8 protein-coding genes, 3 tRNA genes and 2 pseudogenes are annotated in these 18,986 nt (G+C 55.9%); 7 read left to right on the forward strand and 6 right to left on the reverse strand.

Annotated features, from left to right (window positions below):
* The first annotated feature begins 4 nt into the window (after window positions 1-4).
* From recC to recD, 4 genes are all read left to right on the forward strand, one after another.
* Complete coding sequence (gene recC / locus QE396_RS21510; RefSeq protein ID WP_047366609.1) at window positions 5-3,379, forward strand: exodeoxyribonuclease V subunit gamma; 3,375 nt, start codon at window positions 5-7, stop codon at window positions 3,377-3,379.
* A gap of 139 nt (window positions 3,380-3,518) precedes the next feature.
* Window positions 3,519-6,401 carry a pitrilysin gene (ptrA, locus tag QE396_RS21515; RefSeq protein WP_020883783.1) on the forward strand — a complete coding sequence of 961 codons (2,883 nt, stop codon included), beginning with the start codon at window positions 3,519-3,521 and terminating at the stop codon, window positions 6,399-6,401.
* Window positions 6,398-9,940 carry an exodeoxyribonuclease V subunit beta gene (gene recB, locus QE396_RS21520; protein WP_020883784.1) on the forward strand — a complete coding sequence of 1,181 codons (3,543 nt, stop codon included), beginning with the start codon at window positions 6,398-6,400 and terminating at the stop codon, window positions 9,938-9,940. Before ptrA ends, recB begins: the two co-directional genes overlap by 4 nt.
* Entirely contained in the window at window positions 9,937-11,757 is a 1,821-nt protein-coding gene (recD, locus tag QE396_RS21525; protein WP_020883785.1) for an exodeoxyribonuclease V subunit alpha, read from the forward strand. The genes recB and recD overlap by 4 nt, the downstream gene beginning before the upstream one ends.
* 34 nt (window positions 11,758-11,791) lie before the next feature.
* Here the strand turns inward: recD and argA are convergent, their stop codons facing one another.
* Entirely contained in the window at window positions 11,792-13,123 is a 1,332-nt protein-coding gene (argA, locus tag QE396_RS21530) for an amino-acid N-acetyltransferase (protein WP_020883786.1), read from the reverse strand.
* A 227-nt stretch (window positions 13,124-13,350) separates the two neighbouring features.
* Between argA and amiC the strand changes: the two genes are divergently transcribed.
* Complete coding sequence (gene amiC, locus QE396_RS21535; protein WP_020883787.1) at window positions 13,351-14,604, forward strand: N-acetylmuramoyl-L-alanine amidase AmiC; 1,254 nt, start codon at window positions 13,351-13,353, stop codon at window positions 14,602-14,604.
* An 87-nt stretch (window positions 14,605-14,691) separates the two neighbouring features.
* Here the strand turns inward: amiC and QE396_RS21540 are convergent.
* From QE396_RS21540 to QE396_RS21550, 3 genes are all read right to left on the reverse strand, one after another.
* Window positions 14,692-14,768, reverse strand: a tRNA-Met gene (locus tag QE396_RS21540).
* A gap of 44 nt (window positions 14,769-14,812) precedes the next feature.
* Window positions 14,813-14,889: transfer RNA gene (locus QE396_RS21545), tRNA-Met, on the reverse strand.
* A 44-nt stretch (window positions 14,890-14,933) separates the two neighbouring features.
* Window positions 14,934-15,010, reverse strand: a tRNA-Met gene (locus QE396_RS21550).
* A 209-nt stretch (window positions 15,011-15,219) separates the two neighbouring features.
* Here QE396_RS21550 and mltA point away from each other — a divergent pair.
* Together mltA and tcdA are read left to right on the forward strand one after the other, a co-directional pair.
* Window positions 15,220-16,319, forward strand: a pseudogene (gene mltA, locus QE396_RS21555) (murein transglycosylase A).
* A gap of 76 nt (window positions 16,320-16,395) precedes the next feature.
* A pseudogene (tcdA, locus tag QE396_RS21560) lies at window positions 16,396-17,203 on the forward strand (tRNA cyclic N6-threonylcarbamoyladenosine(37) synthase TcdA).
* Here tcdA and csdE read toward each other — a convergent pair.
* Together csdE and csdA are read right to left on the reverse strand one after the other, a co-directional pair.
* Window positions 17,194-17,640 carry a cysteine desulfurase sulfur acceptor subunit CsdE gene (csdE, locus tag QE396_RS21565; RefSeq protein ID WP_020883789.1) on the reverse strand — a complete coding sequence of 149 codons (447 nt, stop codon included), beginning with the start codon at window positions 17,638-17,640 and terminating at the stop codon, window positions 17,194-17,196. The pseudogene tcdA and the gene csdE overlap by 10 nt on opposite strands.
* Window positions 17,640-18,845, reverse strand: coding sequence for a cysteine desulfurase CsdA (gene csdA / locus QE396_RS21570; protein ID WP_020883790.1), 1,206 nt, complete (start codon window positions 18,843-18,845; stop codon window positions 17,640-17,642). The genes csdE and csdA overlap by 1 nt, the downstream gene beginning before the upstream one ends.
* Window positions 18,846-18,986 lie beyond the last annotated feature (141 nt).

The following is an 18,986-nucleotide window of genomic DNA, read 5'->3' on the forward strand; positions in this document are numbered from 1 at the left end:
GTCTATGTTAAGGGTCTACCACTCAAATCGTCTGGATGTGCTGGAAGCGCTGATGGAATTTATCGTTGAGCGCGAGCGGCTTGACGATCCTTTTGAGCCAGAAATGGTGCTGGTGCAGAGCACCGGTATGGCACAGTGGCTGCAGATGTCGCTTTCGCGTAAATTCGGCATTGCCGCAAATATCGATTTCCCGCTGCCCGCGAGTTTTATCTGGGAGATGTTTGTCCGCGTGTTGCCGGACATCCCGGAACAGAGTGCCTTCAACAAGCAAAGCATGAGCTGGAAGCTGATGGCATTGTTGCCGGACATGCTGCAGCATGATGAATTCGTCATGCTACGCCACTACCTCAATGACGACACCGATAAACGCAAGCTGTTCCAGCTGGCATCGCGCACCGCCGATCTCTATGACCAGTATCTGGTGTATCGCCCGGAATGGCTGACTCGCTGGGAAACGGGCGAGCGGGTCGACGGGTTACCGGAGGCGCAAGTCTGGCAGGCGCCACTCTGGAAAGCGCTGGTGGAACACACTGAGAAACTTGGCCAGCCGAAGTGGCACCGTGCAAACCTCTACCAGCGGTTTATCTCCATACTGGAAAACAGCGCTGAGCGACCAGCCCGGCTGCCCTCTCGCGTGTTTATCTGCGGCATCTCGGCGCTGCCACCGGTGTATTTGCAGGCGCTGAGTGCGCTGGGTAAACACATCGACATACATATCCTCTTTACCAATCCGTGTCGCCAGTACTGGGGCGACATTCAGGATGAACGCTGGCTTTCGCGGCTGGTGTCTCGCCAGAGACGACGCCTGTTTGAAGAGCGTACCGTGCCACTGTTTAAAGACAGCGCGTCTGCCGCACAGCTATTTGATGAGCACGGCATTCAAAACCTGCCAAACCCGCTGCTTGCCTCTTGGGGAAAGCTGGGCCGTGACTACATTCACATGCTCTCAGACATCACGTCGTCAGGCGAAGGGGATGTGGATGCCTTCGTCGAGATCGCTCCGGATAGCCTGCTGCATAATATCCAGCTCGACATTCTGGATCTCGAAAACCGCGCCGTCATGGGCGTTACGGCGAAAGAATTTGAACGCAGCGACAGTAAGCGCAAGCTGGACGGCGACGATCGCAGCGTCACGATCCACGTTTGCCACAGCCCGCAGCGCGAGGTTGAAGTCCTTCACGATCAACTGCTGGCGATGTTGCAGGACGATCCTGAGCTGACGCCACGTGACATTGTGGTGATGGTGGCGGATATCGACAGTTACAGTCCCTTTATTCAGGCTGTTTTTGGGAGTGCGACGGGTGAACGCTACCTGCCGTACGCCATTTCTGACCGACGGGCCCGCCAGTCTCATCCGGCCTTGCAGGCCTTTATTACTTTGCTTTCATTACCGGATAGCCGGTTTATCTCCGAAGATGTCCTGGCATTACTGGATGTCCCAGTCCTGGCCGCACGTTTCAATATTAATGAAGAGGGGCTGCGCTACCTTCGTCAGTGGGTTAACGAGTCCGGCGTACGCTGGGGCATTGATGATGACAACGTTCAGGCGTTCGAGCTTCCTCCTACCGGCCAGCACACCTGGCGGTTTGGCCTGACGCGTATGCTGCTGGGCTATGCGATGGAAAGCAGCCAGGGCGAGTGGAATGAAGTCCTGCCCTACGATGAGTCCAGCGGGTTGATCGCTGAGCTGGTTGGTCATTTAGCTTCCCTGCTGATGCAACTTAACCGCTGGCGGCTTGAGTTGATGCAGCCGCGTCCGCTGGATGCGTGGCTCCCGGTTTGCAGGGCATTGCTCAATGATTTCTTCCTGCCGGACAGTGATACCGAAGCCGCTATGGCGCTCATTGAAACGCAGTGGCAGGCGATCGTCGAAGAGGGCGTGAGTTCCCACTATAACGAGGCTATTCCGTTGTCATTGCTGCGCGATGAGCTGACGCAACGGCTCGATCAGGAGCGAATTAGCCAGCGTTTCCTGGCAGGCCCAATCAATATTTGCACCCTGATGCCAATGCGTTCTATCCCGTTCAAAGTGGTGTGCCTGCTCGGAATGAATGACGGTATTTATCCACGCGCCTTGGCGCCGCTGGGTTTTGATCTGATGAGTGCGAATCCAAAGCGGGGTGATCGTAGCCGTCGTGACGATGACCGCTATCTCTTCCTTGAGGCGCTCATTTCGGCTCAACGTCAGCTGTATATCAGCTATATCGGCCGCTCTATCCAGGACAACAGCGAGCGCTTTCCTTCTGTTCTGGTGCAGGAACTGGCGGATTATATCGGGCAGAGCCACTATCTGGCGGGGGATGAAGCCCGTAACTGTGATGAAAGCGCGCAGCGAGTGAAGGCGCATATCACCCGCTTCCATAGCCGCATGCCGTTTGACCCGGTGAACTACGTGGTCAGCGATCATCAGAGCTATGCCCACGAATGGCTGCCTGCGGCGAAAAAAGAGGGGAGAGCGCATACCGATTTCATTCAGGAGCTTGATCCTCGCCCGATAGACACCCTGACCTTTGAACAGCTTCAGCGGTTTTGGGGGCATCCGGTACGCGCTTTCTTCCAGCAACGGTTGCAGGTCAATTTCCGTTCTGAAGAGAGTGAAATTCCTGATGCAGAGCCATTTACGTTGGAAGGGCTGGAGCGGTATCAGTTAAACCAGCAGCTGCTGAACGCGCTGGTTGAAGAGGAAGATGCCGACAAGCTTTACCGCCGCTACCGTGCTGCGGGGCAGTTACCCTACGGGGCGTTCGGAGAAATTGTCTGGGAGGCGCAGCGCCAGGAGATGGAAGCTCTGGCAGAACGCGTGAGGGAATGCCGGCAACCCGGAACCAGTCTTGAAATCGATCTCAACTGCCAGGGTGTGCAGCTCACGGGCTGGCTAACTCAGGTACAGCCGGATGGGCTCCTGCGCTGGCGTCCTTCCATGCTTAGCGTTTCACAAGGTTTGCAACTCTGGCTCGAACATCTTGTCTACAGTGCTGGCGGCCATAAAGGCGAAAGCCGTATTTTTGTCCGCAAAGAGGGCGAATGGCGCTTTCCACCGATGGACGCAGAGCAGGCGTTACGTTATTTATCCTTGTACGTTGAAGGCTACCTGCGGGGAATGAATAAACCGCTCCTGCTACTGCCCGAGAGCGGTGGCGCCTGGATAAAAGCTTGTTATGACGCACAGAATGATGCCATGTTAACGGATGACGCTTCACTGCAGAAAGCACGGAGTAAATTCATGCAGGCGTATGAAGGTAACATGATGGTGCGCGGCGAAGGTGAGGATGTTTGGTATCAACGTTTATGGCGAACGCTTGAGCCTGAATACTTCGAGGCTATCACGGAAGAAGCACAACGCTACCTGTTACCGTTGTTCAAATTTAATCAGTCCTGAGTGCTGTATAAAAATTGCGCAGCATGGGGTGTTCATTTATGATGCACTTCTTATCACGGACTGATGTACCCAAAGAAAGAGATGTTGGTGAGTCCAGCACGCAGTTTGTTAATGATGTAGCCGTGATAAAGAGGTCGTAATGCCAGGCAGCACCTTGTTCAAAGCGTTTGTTTTGTTTGTCGCCCTTTGGGCACCTTTCACTCAGGCAGGCTCCGGTTGGCAACCCATTCAGGAAACTATCCGTAAGAGCGAAAAAGATACCCGTCAGTATCAGGCTATTCGCCTTGATAACGGGATGACTGTGCTGCTGGTTTCCGATCCGCAGGCGGTAAAATCCCTGTCGGCACTGGTGGTGCCGGTTGGGTCGCTGGAAGATCCGGAAGCCCACCCTGGGCTTGCACACTATCTGGAACATATGACGCTTATGGGTTCCAAAAAATACCCACAGCCAGATAGCCTGTCCGAATTTCTCAAAATGCATGGCGGCAGCCACAACGCCAGCACGGCGCCGTACCGTACAGCCTTCTATCTCGAAGTTGAGAATGATGCGCTGGGAGGTGCAGTGGATCGTCTGGCGGATTCTATCGCGGCTCCCCTGCTGGATAAAAAATACGCTGACCGCGAACGCAATGCCGTTAATGCTGAACTGACCCTTGCCCGTACGCGAGACGGGATGCGCATGGCGCAGGTGAGTGCAGAAACCATTAACCCGGCGCACCCGGGATCGCGTTTTTCCGGTGGTAACCTGGAGACGCTGAGCGATAAACCGAACAGCCCGGTGCTGGATGCCCTGCATGCTTTTCGCGATAAATACTACTCCGCCAATCTGATGAAAGCGGTCATCTACAGCAACAAACCGTTGCCTGAGCTGGCAAGCATGGCGGCACAGACGTTTGGCCGGGTACCGAATAAAAATATCGACCTGCCGCAGATAAACGTTCCTGTGGTCACGGACGCGCAAAAAGGGATCGTTATCCACTACGTTCCTGCACTGCCGCGTAAAGTGTTACGCGTTGAGTTCCGCATTGATAACAATACGGCGCAGTTTCGCAGCAAAACCGATGAACTGGTCACCTACCTGATTGGCAACCGTAGCCCGGGAACACTTTCTGACTGGCTGCAAAAACAAGGGCTGGTGGAAGGTATCCGTGCCGACTCCGATCCGGTTGTGAATGGCAACAGCGGCGTGCTGGCGATCTCCGCCACCCTGACTGACAAAGGTCTGGCTCACCGTGATGACGTCGTGGCGGCTATCTTCAGCTACCTCTCTTTGCTGCGCGATAAAGGCGTCGATAAACGTTACTTTGATGAACTGGCGCACGTGCTGGATCTCGATTTCCGTTATCCGTCCATTACCCGCGACATGGATTACGTTGAGTGGCTGGCGGATACCATGATCCGTGTGCCGGTGGAACATACCCTCGACGCGGTCAATATTGCCGACCAGTATGACGCCGACGCGGTAAAAGCCCGCCTGGCGATGATGACGCCGCAGAATGCCCGCGTCTGGTATATCAGCCCGAACGAACCGCATAACAAAATGGCCTATTTTGTCGATGCCCCTTACCAGGTGGATAAAATCAGTGACCAGACCTTCGCCGACTGGCAGAAAAAGGCTGGTGAGATCGCGCTTAAATTGCCGGAGCTGAACCCCTACATTCCGGATGATTTCTCGCTGATTAAAACCACGAAAGCTTATCCGCACCCGGAACTTATCGTTGATGAGCCGACGCTGCGCGTGGTGTATACGCCAAGCCGCTATTTCGCGAGTGAACCGAAAGCCGATGTGAGCGTGGTTCTGCGTAACCCAAAAGCAATGAACAGCGCTAAAAATCAGGTGATGTTTGCGCTCAATGACTACCTTGCCGGTATCGCACTCGATCAGCTTAGCAATCAGGCGGCCGTCGGCGGGATAAGCTTCTCGACCAACGCCAATAACGGTCTGATGGTCAATGCCAACGGCTACACCCAGCGTCTGCCGCAGCTGTTCCAGGCGTTACTGGAAGGTTATTTCAGCTATACCCCGACGGAAGAGCAACTTGAGCAGGCCAAATCCTGGTATGCGCAGATGATGGATTCTGCCGAGAAGGGTAAAGCGTATGACCTGGCGCTCATGCCGACGCAAATGCTTTCGCAAATTCCCTATTTCCAGCGCGAAGATCGCCGGGCGCTACTGCCCTCTATCACCTTAAAAGATGTGCTGGCGTATCGTGATGCGCTGAAAACGAACACGCGTCCGGAGTTCCTTATCGTCGGAAACATGAGTGACGTACAGGCTAAAACACTGGCAGAAAATGTCCGTACGCAGCTTGGTTCGAAAGGCGACGAGTGGTGCCGCAACCAGGACGTACTGGTTGAGAAAAAACAGAATGTGATTTTTGAAAAGGCGGGTAACAGCACGGATTCAGCCCTGGCCGCTGTGTTTGTACCCACGGGTTATGATGAATTCACCAGTACCGCGCAGAGTGCTGTGCTGGGGCAGATTATTCAGCCGTGGTTCTACAACCAGCTGCGTACAGAAGAGCAGCTTGGTTACGCGGTCTTTGCCTTCTCCATGAACGTGGGTCGCCAGTGGGGGCTGGGCTTCCTGCTGCAAAGCAGTGATAAACAGCCTGCTTATCTCTGGCAGCGTTATCAGGCATTCTTCCCACAGGCGGAAGCGAAGCTGCGGGCGATGAAGCCGGAGGAGTTTGCTCAGATTCAGCAGGCCGTCATCGCGCAGGTGATGCAGCCGCCGCAGACGCTGGGTGAAGAAGCATCACAACTGAGCAAAGATTTTGATCGCGGTAATCTGAAATTTGATTCGCGTGATAAAGTAGTGGCCGAGATAAAACAGCTGACGCCGCAGAAGGTTGCTGATTTCTTCCACCAGGCGGTGGTTAAACCGCAGGGAATGGCGATTCTGTCGCAGGTTTCCGGTAGTCAGAACGGGAAAACGGACTACGTTAACCCGAAAGGCTGGACGATCTGGAAGAGCGTCAGCGCGCTGCAGCAATCTATGCCCTGGAGTAAGAAAGAATGACCGATACCGCTGAGCCCCTTAATCCCTTACGTTTACCTCTACAGGGTGAACGATTGATTGAAGCCTCAGCGGGAACGGGAAAAACCTTCACCATTGCCGCGCTCTATCTGCGTCTTCTGTTAGGGCTTGGTGGTAACGCCGCTTTTCCACGTCCGTTAAGTGTGGAAGAGCTGCTGGTGGTCACCTTCACCGAGGCTGCTACCGCTGAGCTGCGCGGTCGTATTCGTGCCAATATTCATGAGCTGCGCATCGCCTGCCTGCGCCAGACCACGGATAACCCTCTCTACGCCAGCCTTCTTGAAGAGATTGCAGATAAGCAACAGGCCGCCCAGTGGCTGCTGTTGGCGGAACGGCAGATGGACGAAGCGTCCGTTTTCACCATTCATGGTTTTTGTCAGCGCATGCTGAGCCTGAATGCATTTGAATCCGGAATGCTGTTTGAACAGCAGCTCATTGAAGATGAATCTGTGCTTCGCTATCAGGCCTGTGCGGATTTCTGGCGTCGCCACTGTTACCCTTTATCGCGCGATATCGCTGAAGCGGTCCATGCGTTGTGGAAAGGTCCCGAAGAGCTTCTTCGCGCTATCGACCGTTATCTTCAGGGCGAAGCGCCGGTTATCAAATCTCCGCCGCCTGCAGACGAAACGCTGGCTTCACGTCATGAAAAGATTGTCGGAAAAATTGCTGCGCTCAAGCAACAATGGAATGCGTCCGTCGGTGAGATTGAGGCGATCATCGAAAACTCCGGGATCGACAGGCGTAAATTTAACCGCGGCAACCAGGGTAAATGGATCGAGAAGATCAGCGCCTGGGCGCAGGAAGAGACGCGCGGTTATCAGCTTCCGGACGCACTGGAGAAATTCTCGCAGCGTTTTTTGATTGAGCGGACTAAAGCCGACGGCATTGTGCCTGAGCATCCCCTGTTTGTTGCGATTGAATCGCTGCTCGCTGAGCCACTCACGCTCAATGACCTGATGATCACCCGCGCCATGACGGAAATTCGCGAAGCCGTATCACGTGAGAAACGTCGCCGTGGCGAACTGGGTTTTGACGATATGTTGAGCCGCCTTGATGCGGCGCTGTGCAGTGAAAACGGCGAAGCCCTTGCCTGCGCGATCCGTACCCGCTTCCCGGTAGCGATGATTGACGAATTTCAGGATACGGACCCTCAGCAGTACCGTATTTTCCGCCGCATCTGGCGACAACAGCCCGACACCGCGCTGTTGTTAATCGGCGATCCGAAACAGGCCATTTACGCCTTCCGCGGTGCGGATATTTTCACCTACATGAAGGCCCGCAGTGAGGTAGAGGCGCACTATACGCTGGATACCAACTGGCGCTCTTCCCCGGGCATGGTGCAAAGCGTCAATGCGCTGTTTAGCCGCATGGATACGGCGTTTATGTTCCGTGAGATCCCCTTTCAGCCGGTAAAGTTTGCCGCAAAAAACAGCTCGCTGCGTTTCGAATTCAACGGGGTGACGCAGCCAGCCATGAACTTCTGGCTGCTTGACGGTGAAGGCTGTGGCGTCGCGGACTATCAAAATGCCATGGCTCAGCATTGTGCCGCGCAGATCCGTGACTGGCTCAGCGCTGGTGCGCGTGGCGAGGCGCTGTTGTGGAAGGAAAATGAGTCAGCCCCCGTGAAGGCGTCTGATATCACGGTGCTGGTGCGCAGTCGTCAGGAGGCGTCGCTGATCCGCGATGCGCTTACCCTGCTGAACATCCCGTCCGTGTACCTCTCAAACCGTGACAGCGTTTTTGAAACCTTGGAAGCACAGGAGATGTTGTGGCTGCTTCAGGCCGTGCTGTCCCCGGAGCGCGAAAGTACGCTTCGCAGTGCACTAGCCAGCGCCATGCTCGGTCTGAACGCCCGTGACATTGATGCACTCAATAATGACGAAGCCGCATGGGATGTGGTCGTCGAAGAGTTTGTTCACTACCGTGAACGATGGCAGAAGCGCGGTGTGATGGCGATGGTGCGTGAGCTCATGGCGAAGCGACACCTTGCGGAGAATATGCTCGCGACAGCAGGCGGTGAACGCCGTCTGACCGACATTTTACATATCAGTGAGCTGTTGCAGGAGGCGGGCACGCAGCTTGAAAGCGAACATGCTCTGGTGCGCTGGCTGGCGCAACAGATTGCCGACCCAAACAGCAACGCCTCCAGCCAGCAGATGCGTCTTGAGAGTGATAAACATCTGGTACAGATCGTCACGATTCACAAGTCGAAAGGCCTGGAGTATCCACTGGTCTGGCTGCCGTTTATCGCCAATTACCGCGTGCAGGATCAGGCCTTTTACCACGATCGCGAGTCGTTCGACGCGGTGCTCGATCTCAGTAAAGCGGAGTCCAGCGTTGAGCTGGCCGAGGCCGAACGTCTGGCGGAAGATTTACGCCTGCTCTACGTGGCATTGACCCGTTCGGTCTGGCACTGCAGCCTGGGCGTGGCGCCGCTGTTCCGCCGTCGTGGCGACAAGTCGGGGGAGAGCGATTTCCACCTGAGCGCGCTGGGGCGACTCATTCAGCTCGGCGAGCCCAAAGATGCTGCCGGATTGCGCCAGTGCATCGAGTCGCTGTGCGGCGAGCATGTTGCCCTGCACATTCCGTCGCCACCCGATAACAGCCGCTGGCAGATGCCGGACTGGCGGGAATCTGAACTGGAAGCCCGGCAGATTCTGCGCACCATTGCCGACGACTGGCGCGTTACCAGCTACTCCGGGTTACAGCAGCACGGGCAGAGCATTGCGCAGGACCTGATGCCAAAGCTGGATATTGATGCCGCCGGAGCCGGTAGCGTGCCGGTTGAGCCTGCGCTTACGCCGCATCAATTTCCACGCGGCGCGTCACCGGGAACCTTTTTGCATAGCCTGTTTGAAGAGCTGGATTTTACCCAGCCGGTCTCTGACGAATGGGTCCTGAAGATGTTACAGAGTGGGGGCTATGATGCACAATGGCAGCCGGTCCTCACCGAGTGGATCCGCGCTATTCTGCACGCCCCGCTCACGGCAGAGGGCCTCTCTCTCAGCCAGTTGACCGCCAAAGATAAACAGGTGGAGATGGAGTTTTACCTTCCCATCGCCAGCCCGCTGCGGGCTGACGCGCTTGATGCGGTGATCCGCGAGTATGACCCGTTGTCCGCCGGTTGCCCGCCGCTGAACTTCCGCCAGGTGCAGGGGATGTTAAAAGGCTTTATCGACCTGGTTTTCCGTCACGAAGGGCGCTACTACCTGCTGGATTACAAATCAAACTGGCTGGGTGAGAACAGCGAAGCCTACACCCAGCAGGCGATGGCATCCGCCATGCAAATGCATCGCTACGATCTGCAGTACCAGCTCTATACTCTGGCGCTGCATCGTTATCTGCGCCATCGCATTGCTGACTACCGTTACGAAGAGCACTTTGGTGGGGTGATTTACCTTTTCCTGCGCGGTGTGGATGCGGCTGACCCGCGTTCAGGCATCTTTAGCACACGCCCGCATGCGGCACTGATTGAGAAAATGGATAACTTATTTGCAGCAAACACGGAGGAAGTGGCATGACGATGCAGGAATTGTTGCTGGAAGCGGTAGAACAGCGACTACTGCGCCACCTGGACGTACAGTTCGCCATGATGGTGTCCGGTGATGAGCCTGCCGTGATGCTCGCCGCTGCCATCCTGAGTAAAGACGCAGGGGAAGGGCACGTTTGCCTGCCGCTTTCGCGTCTGGTGATGGATGAGAAAATGCCCGCGGCCCTGCAGTCCTGTTTTGCACTGCTGGGAGAATCCGTGGACTGGCCGACGGTGTTGCACCGTTCGCCTGCCGTCAGCGCAGCCGATAGCCAGACACCCATGATCCTGACGGGCGATCGTTTGTATCTCAACCGACTGTGGCGTAATGAACTGGCGGTCGCGCGTTTTTTCAGCGAGACCAATGCGCCTCTTCCCTGCGATGAAGCCCAACTGCGGCAAACGCTGGATACCTTGTTTACCTCTGTTGAGGCGACAGACTGGCAGAAAGTGGCGGCAGCCGTGGCCTTAACACGGCGGATCTCCGTCATCTCTGGCGGCCCGGGAACCGGTAAAACCACCACCGTGGCCAAACTGCTTGCCGCCCTGATTCAGTTATCAGGTGAGCAAAAGTGCCGTATTCGTCTGGCGGCCCCTACCGGCAAAGCGGCGGCGCGCCTGACCGAGTCGTTAGGTGGTGCGCTGCAGAAGTTGCCACTCACCGGGGAGCAGCTTGCCCTTTTCCCAAACGAAGCCAGCACGCTGCACCGGCTGCTGGGCGCTCAGCCGGGAAGTCAGCGTCTGCGCTATCACGCCGGTAACCCGTTGCATCTGGATGTGCTGGTGGTGGATGAGGCGTCAATGATCGACCTGACGATGATGGCGCGGTTGATTGATGCTCTGCCAGCGCACGCCCGCGTCATTTTCCTGGGCGATCGCGACCAGCTTGCCTCGGTGGAAGCCGGGGCGGTGCTGGGAGATATCTGCACTTATGCAAGCCTGGGATATACCGCTGAACGCGCTGAGGAGCTGTCCCGTCTGACCGGCTGTTCGCTCGCCAGTGAAAACCATTCCCTGGCGGGGGCGCTGCGCGACAGCCTGTGCCTGCTGCAAAAAAGCTACCGTTTCGGCAGCGACTCGGGCATCGGTCAGCTGGCTTCGGCTGTGAACAGAGGCGACCGGCAGACGACCTGTGCGGTATTTGACGGTCAATTCACCGATATCGAGAAAAAATCGCTGCAAACCGGGGAAGAGTATCAGGCGATGCTTGATGACGCCCTGCAGGGGTATCAGCATTTCCTGACGGGTGTACAACAGCAATGCACGCCGGCACAGGCGCTCGCCGCCTTTGGCGAGTATCAGCTACTGTGCGCACTGAGGGAAGGGCCATTTGGCGTAAGCGGTCTGAACGACAGGTTCGAACAGCTCCTGGGCCAGAAACGCAAAATCCACCGCACCCCGCACTCGCGCTGGTATGAGGGACGCCCGGTGATGATCGCCCGCAACGATAGCGCGCTGGGGCTGTTTAACGGGGATATCGGGATTGCCCTCGATCGTGGACTGGGGCTGCGCGTCTGGTTCCAGATGCCGGATGGAAGCGTGAAATCCGTTCAGCCCAGCCGTCTGCCTGAACATGAAACGGCCTGGGCAATGACGGTGCATAAGTCTCAGGGCTCCGAGTTCAACCATGCGGCGCTGATCCTGCCGACACAGCTTTCGCCCGTCATTACCCGCGAACTGATTTATACCGCCATTACGCGCGCGCGTCAGCGCCTGTCGCTGTATGCCGATGAACGTGTGCTGCTACAGGCGATTGCCACCCGCACGGAACGTCGAAGCGGCCTGAGCGCGATATTTGAATCCCTTTAAGCGATAGCCCCCACCGGGTGGTGAGGGCTTCGTATTATCCCAGATCGGCCATCAGCACTTTTGATCGGCGCTGATAGTTGTACATCTCTTTCTTACTCTCCGGCAGTGATTCAATGTCCACCGGTGTAAATCCGCGCTCCTGGAACCAGTGAATGCTGCGCGTAGTCAGCACGAACAGCTTGTTCAGCCCCATCTGACGCGCCTGAGCCGCCACGCGCTCAAGCAGCATTTCACCCCGTGAAGAGCTCCGGTAGTCAGGATGCACCGCCACGCAGGCCATTTCTCCGATCTGCTCTTCCGGGAACGGGTAGAGGGCGGCGCAGGCAATGGTCAGGTTATCGCGCTGAATAATGGTGAATTTGTCGATCTCCATCTCCAGCTGTTCGCGGGAGCGCCGAACCAGAATGCCCTGCTGTTCCAGTGGGCGAATCAGCTCCAGAATTCCGCCGATATCATTGATGGTGGCGCGACGGATTTGCTCCGCGCTCTCCATCACAATCTGGGTGCCGATACCATCGCGGGAGAACAGTTCCTGCAGCAGGGCACCGTCTTCCTGATAGCTGATCAGGTGGCTACGACGCACGCCGCTGCGGCAGGCCTTCACGGCACCGCGCAAAAAACGCACGGTACCCGAGTGGTAATCCCCTTCGGCTTCCAGCGCTTCCACGCGAGCCTGGGCCTCATTCGGGAAGAGCTCTGGCACAATCACCCCTTCATCATTCACGACGCCCTGGGAAGAGCAAAACCCAATCATTTTCTCCGCCTTCAGCTTGATGGCCAACTGAGTGGCAATCTCTTCTGAGGTGAGGTTAAAGCTTTCACCGGTCACGGACACTGCCACAGGCCCCATCAGCACGATGGCACCGCTGTCCAGCTGGCGGTGAATGGCTTCTTCATCGATACGACGAATACGTCCGCTATGGCAATAGTCCACGCCATCGTCCACGCCGAGAGGCTGAGCGATGATAAAATTGCCGCTCACAACGTTGATGTGCGCGCCCTGCAGCGGTGTGTTGTTAAGGCTCATCGACAGGCGAGCGGTGATATCCAGCTGCAGCAGACCCGCCGCCTGTTTCACCAGCTCAAGGGTTTTCGCATCCGTGACGCGGGTATGTTTATGGTAAATCGGCTCGTGGTGATGCGCGGCCAGGTTGGCATCAATCTGCGGGCGCGCGCCATACACCACAACCAGGCGGATCCCGAGGCTGTGCAGCAGGCCAATGTCATTGACGATGCTGGAAAAGTTTTCATGCTCAATGGCTTCGCCGCCGAGCATGATGACAAACGTTTTTCCCCGATGGGCGTTGATATAGGGAACAGAATGGCGGAATCCCTGGACCAGTTCGGTTCTACGTTCCTTCACCATGACACAACCCTTAATGAATGTTTATTCGTAATTTCTGTATTTTTATTCGATTGTGGCCGTGTGTGCAAGCCTAAATTTTCTGCGACCCACAGAAATTGATAAGTAATCCGTGCGTTAGCGTATGAATGTTTACCCTTTTATAGATGACAGTTTATGCGTCATTCGTTAAAGTTTTCGGTCAATTTAGCGATTTTGTAAATCAGTCACTTTTCTTGCTCGGGAGAAGCATGTCGGGATCCAATTCAGCAATAAGCCGCCGCCGGTTGTTAAAAGGGGCAGGGGCGATGTGGTTGCTTAGCGTCAGCCAGGTGGGTCTTGCCGCCACCAGTCAGGTGGTGGCGGTGCGCGTCTGGCCGTCGTCGACCTATACACGTGTCACGGTAGAATCCAATCGGGTGCTGAAATATAAGCAATTTGCCCTCAGCAATCCTGAGCGTGTGGTGGTGGATCTCGAAGGTGTTAACCTCAACTCTGTGCTTAAGGGAATGGCGGCGCAGATCCGCGGCGACGATCCGTTTATCAAATCGGCGCGCGTGGGTCAGTTTGATCCGCAAACCGTGCGCATGGTGTTTGAGCTGAAGCAAAACGTTAAACCGCAGCTGTTTGCCCTGGCACCTGTTGCGACGTTCAAAGAGCGTCTGGTCATGGATCTCTATCCGGCGAATGCGACGGATATTCAGGATCCGCTGCTGGCATTACTGGAAGACTACAACCAGGGCAACCTGGAGAAGCAGGTGCCACCGGCCCAGAGCGGTCCGCAGCCCGGAAAAGCAGGGCGCGATCGCCCGATTGTGATCATGCTTGATCCTGGCCATGGCGGCGAAGACTCGGGCGCAGTGGGGAAATATCGTACCCGGGAAAAAGATGTGGTGCTGCAAATCGCCCGCCGGCTGAAGGCGCTGATCGATAAAGAAGGCAATATGCGCGCCTATATGACGCGAAACGAAGATGTCTTTATTCCACTGAAAGTCCGCGTGGCGAAAGCCCAGAAGCAGCGTGCAGACTTGTTCGTCTCGATCCATGCCGATGCGTTTACCAGCCGCCAGCCGAGCGGTTCGTCGGTGTTTGCGCTCTCGACTAAAGGGGCAACCAGCACCGCCGCAAGATTCCTGGCTGACTCTCAGAACGCCTCGGACCTGATTGGCGGCGTGAGCAAAAGTGGCGACCGCTATGTCGACCACACCATGTTTGATATGGTGCAGTCGCTGACCATCACTGACAGCCTGAAATTTGGTAAAGCGGTGCTGGGCAAGCTAGGCAATGTTAATAAGCTGCACAAAAACAGCGTTGAACAGGCCGGGTTCGCGGTGCTGAAGGCCCCGGATATTCCGTCGATTCTGGTCGAGACCGCGTTTATCAGTAACGTGGAAGAGGAGCGTAAGCTCAGGACGGCAAAATTCCAGCAGGAAGTGGCAGAGTCGATTCTGGCAGGGATCCGGGCGTATTTCTCAGATGGGGCGACGCTGGCAAGGCTTGGGTAGTTGAGTGCGCCGGGTAAACGCCCGGCAGTTTCACACACCGCAGATACAAAAAAACACCCTGAAGGGTGTTTATTGTTTTAGAAGTGTTGGTTGCGGGGGCCGGATTTGAACCGACGACCTTCGGGTTATGAGCCCGACGAGCTACCAGGCTGCTCCACCCCGCGTCCGTCTTTCTACTCTTGTAGAAACTTACTTCTTCAAATTTGATTGGTTGCGGGGGCCGGATTTGAACCGACGACCTTCGGGTTATGAGCCCGACGAGCTACCAGGCTGCTCCACCCCGCGTCCGTCTTCCTACTGTCGTAGAAGATACTTCATCAAATTTTAATTGGTTGCGGGGGCCGGATTTGAACCGACGACCTTCGGGTTATGAGCCCGACGAGCTACCAGGCTGCTCCACCCCGCGTCCGTGGAAGCGCACTATACTCGGTTAGGTTTGTGATGCAACCCCTTTTTCACATAAATCATTAACTTTGTATGTAAATTGAACGGCGTTGCGATATTTGGACTATTTTTTGCTCAGAATTTGCCAAAGGGCATGTGATTCCGTTTCTTTAGAACAGTGGGTTTGTTATCTTCATCACGCGGTAATGGGCAACTTTAAGACGAGATATAATGAAAGGACGTTGGGCGAAGTATCTAATGACAGGGGCAATGGTAGCCATTCTTGCGGCCTGCTCTTCTAAACCGACCGATCGCGGTCAACAGTATAAAGACGGGAAGCTATCCCAGCCTTTCTCTTTAGTTAATCAACCTGATGCCGTTGGCGCACCGATCAACGCCGGAGACTTTTCCGAGCAGGTTTACCAGATCCGCAACGCGTCGCCACGTCTGTATGGCTCACAGAGCAGCGTTTATAACGCGGTACAGGACTGGCTACGCGCGGGCGGTGATACGCGCAATATGCGCCAGTTTGGTATCGACGCCTGGCAGATGGAAGGTGGCGGATAACTATGGCAACGTCCAGTTTACCGGTTACTACACCCCGGTTATCCAGGCGCGACACTCGCGTCAGGGCGAGTTCCAGTATCCCATTTACCGAATGCCGCCTAAACGCGGTCGTCTGCCGTCCCGCGCTGAGATCTACTCCGGTGCGCTGAGCGAAAACTACGTTCTGGCCTACAGCAACTCGCTGATGGACAACTTCATCATGGATGTTCAGGGCAGCGGCTATATCGACTTTGGCGATGGCTCCCCCCTGAACTTCTTTAGTTATTCCGGTAAAAACGGTCATGCCTATCGCAGCATTGGTAAAGTGCTGATCGACAGAGGCGAAGTGAAAAAAGAAGACATGTCGATGCAGGCGATCCGCGAGTGGGGTGAAAAACACAGCGAAGCCGAAGTGCGTGAGCTGCTGGAACAGAACCCGTCGTTTGTCTTCTTTAAACCGCAAAACTTTGCGCCAGTGAAAGGGGCAAGTGCCGTTCCACTGATTGGCCGCGCCCTCGGTAGCTTCGGATCGTTCTATTATTCCTGCGGGCACCACGCTGCTGGCGGAAGTGCCTCTGCTGGATAACAACGGCAAATTTAACGGTCAGTACGAGCTACGTCTGATGGTCGCGCTGGATGTCGGCGGTGCGATTAAAGGTCAGCACTTCGATATTTATCAGGGCATTGGCCCGGATGCGGGGCACCGTGCAGGCTGGTATAACCACTATGGGCGCGTATGGGTGCTCAAGGCAGCCCCTGGTAGCGGTAACGTATTCAGCGGCTGATTGTGGTATTCTGAGTCGTACTGAATTAACAGAGAAGGGTGAGGAATAACCTCACCCTTTTGACATCTGAGGTTTTATGTCTGTAGTAATCAGCGATGCCTGGCGTCAGCGTTTTGGCGGCACGGCACGTCTATATGGTGAAAAAGCCCTGCAGCTGTTTGCGGATGCGCATGTCTGCGTCGTGGGGATTGGCGGTGTTGGCTCCTGGGCGGCGGAAGCGCTGGCGAGAAACCGGCATTGGCGCGATCACGCTGATTGATATGGATGACGTTTGCGTCACCAACACCAACCGTCAAATCCATGCCCTGCGCGATAACGTCGGGCTGGCGAAATCTGAGGTGATGGCGGAGCGTATTCGCCTGATTAACCCGGAATGCCGCGTGACGGTGATCGATGACTTTGTGACGGCAGATAACGTCGCCGAATACATGAGTAAAGGCTACAGCTATGTCATCGACGCGATTGACAGCGTGCGTCCAAAAGCGGCGTTGATTGCCTACTGTCGGCGTTACAAGGTTCCTCTGGTTACCACCGGGGGGGCTGGCGGGCAAATCGATCCCACGCAGATTCAGGTGGCCGATTTGGCAAAGACGATTCAGGACCCGCTGGCGGCCAAGCTGCGCGAGCGCTTAAAAAGCGATTTTAACGTCGTGAAAAACAGCAAAGGCAAGCTGGGCGTTGACTGTGTCTTTTCGACTGAAGCCCTGGTCTACCCGCAGGCTGACGGTTCGGTGTGTGCGATGAAAAGCACGGCGGAAGGGCCAAAAAGGATGGATTGCGCCTCAGGCTTTGGCGCGGCCACCATGGTGACCGCCTCTTTCGGCTTTGTAGCCGTCTCTCACGCCCTGAAGAAAATGATGGCGAAGGCGGAACGTCAGGCCTGAGCCTGACGCGCGGCATCCTGTACCGCCTCACTGAGTGCGACCAGGCCCTGACCGCGCGAGGCGCTGAGCTGCGCCCGTAGCCCCAGTTCATCGAACAATGCCAGCGGCGAGTGCGTCAGCAGCTCCGCCGCGCTCTTCCCTTCCACAGTGGTTAACAGTACCGCCAGCAGCCCGCGAACGATACGTCCTTCGCTGTCGCCAAAGAAATGCAGTTTTTCACCGGATACCGTGCATCCCAGCCAGACGCGGTTCTCGCAGCCGGAAATCTCTTTCGCCTGCGCTTTGCGTTCGTCTGACAGCGCCGGCAACTGCTTGCCGAGCAGGATCAGCTGGCGATATTTGTCTTCCCATTGCAATAGCGGGGCAAAAGTCTGTTTTAAGGTCTCTTCTGTGATAACCGTGCCAAACGGATGTTCGGCTAACGCTGAACTCGTCATTAATCCACCAGTATTTCAAGGGCGCGGTCAACGGCATCAACCAGCGCATCCACATCGCTTTGCGTATTATACGGCGCAAACGATGCACGCAGCGTACCGCTAACACCCAGTGCGGCCAGTAATGGTTGCGCGCAGTGCTGGCCGGCACGCAGGGCAATGCCATACCCGGCAAGCAGCGTAACCATATCGCTATGATGAACGCCGGCAAAATCAAAGGCCAGCAGGCTTGAGTCCTGCACGCGGAACGATCGAAAACCCGGACGTTTCTGCAGCGCCTCTTCTGCAAGCGTCGCCAGACCCCGGCTCCAGCGTTCTGCCTGAGCGATATCCGTTTCAGCCAGCCATTCAAGCGCGGCACTCAGGCCGATGACGCCTGCGACGTTCGGCGTTCCGGCTTCCAGACGGTAAGGGACATCCTGAGTTTTAAAGCCCTCAAAGGTCACCTCGGTGATCATTTTGCCTCCCCCAAGCCACGGTGTCATTTGCGCCAGCAGGGCCGGTTTTCCGTACAGCACTCCGATCCCGGTTGGGCCGTACAGCTTATGTCCTGAGAAGGCATAAAAATCAATATCCAGCTTTTGTACATCAGCGGGGAAATGCACCACGCCCTGGGCACCGTCGACCATCACCACCATGTCGTTAGCGTGGGCCACGTCGATGGCCAGAGCCAGATCCGGGCAACCCCCTGTGACGTTCGACATTTGTCCGAGTGCCAGAATGCGGCTGCGGGGGGTAATGAACTCAGATAAGCGCGCTACGTCTGGCAGAAGATCTGCACCCAGCGGCAGTTTCACAATGCGCGCGCCCGTTTGCTCAGCCACCATCAGCCATGGAACCAGGTTGGCGTGATGTTCTGCCTCGCTGACAATAATTTCATCACCGGGCTTAAGCCGCGGGCGCGCATAGCACTGGGCTACCATGTTAATGGCTTCAGTTGTGCCTCGCGTCCAGACGATGTTTTTCCCGCTTTCGGCGTTGATCAGGCGTGCGACCTGATCGCGTGCGGCTTCATAGCGCGCGGTTAATCGCTGTGCTTCGGCAAACTGGCTACGGTGCACGTTCCCGGCGCTCAGGCTGTAGAACTGCTGCGTCGCCTCAATGACTGCCTGAGGCTTAAGGGCTGTGGCAGCGCTATCAAGGTAAATACCGGCATCGGCCAGCGCCGGGAACTGTGCGCGAAACTGCGCGGGACTGAAAGCGTTCATGGAATTCCTCATCTCAATAGTGAGATCGTCGCGCAATTTCATCGGCAGGGCAAGGAGGTTGATATCTATCAGATTTGTCTGCTAATCCTTACTTATCCTGGCGACTCTGAAAAAGCAGGTTATGCTAAATAAGGTTAGGTG

Origin of the sequence: Enterobacter sp. SORGH_AS_0287 (assembly GCF_031453695.1) — a bacterium.
In the GTDB taxonomy this organism is placed as follows: Bacteria; Pseudomonadota; Gammaproteobacteria; order Enterobacterales; family Enterobacteriaceae; genus Enterobacter; species Enterobacter ludwigii.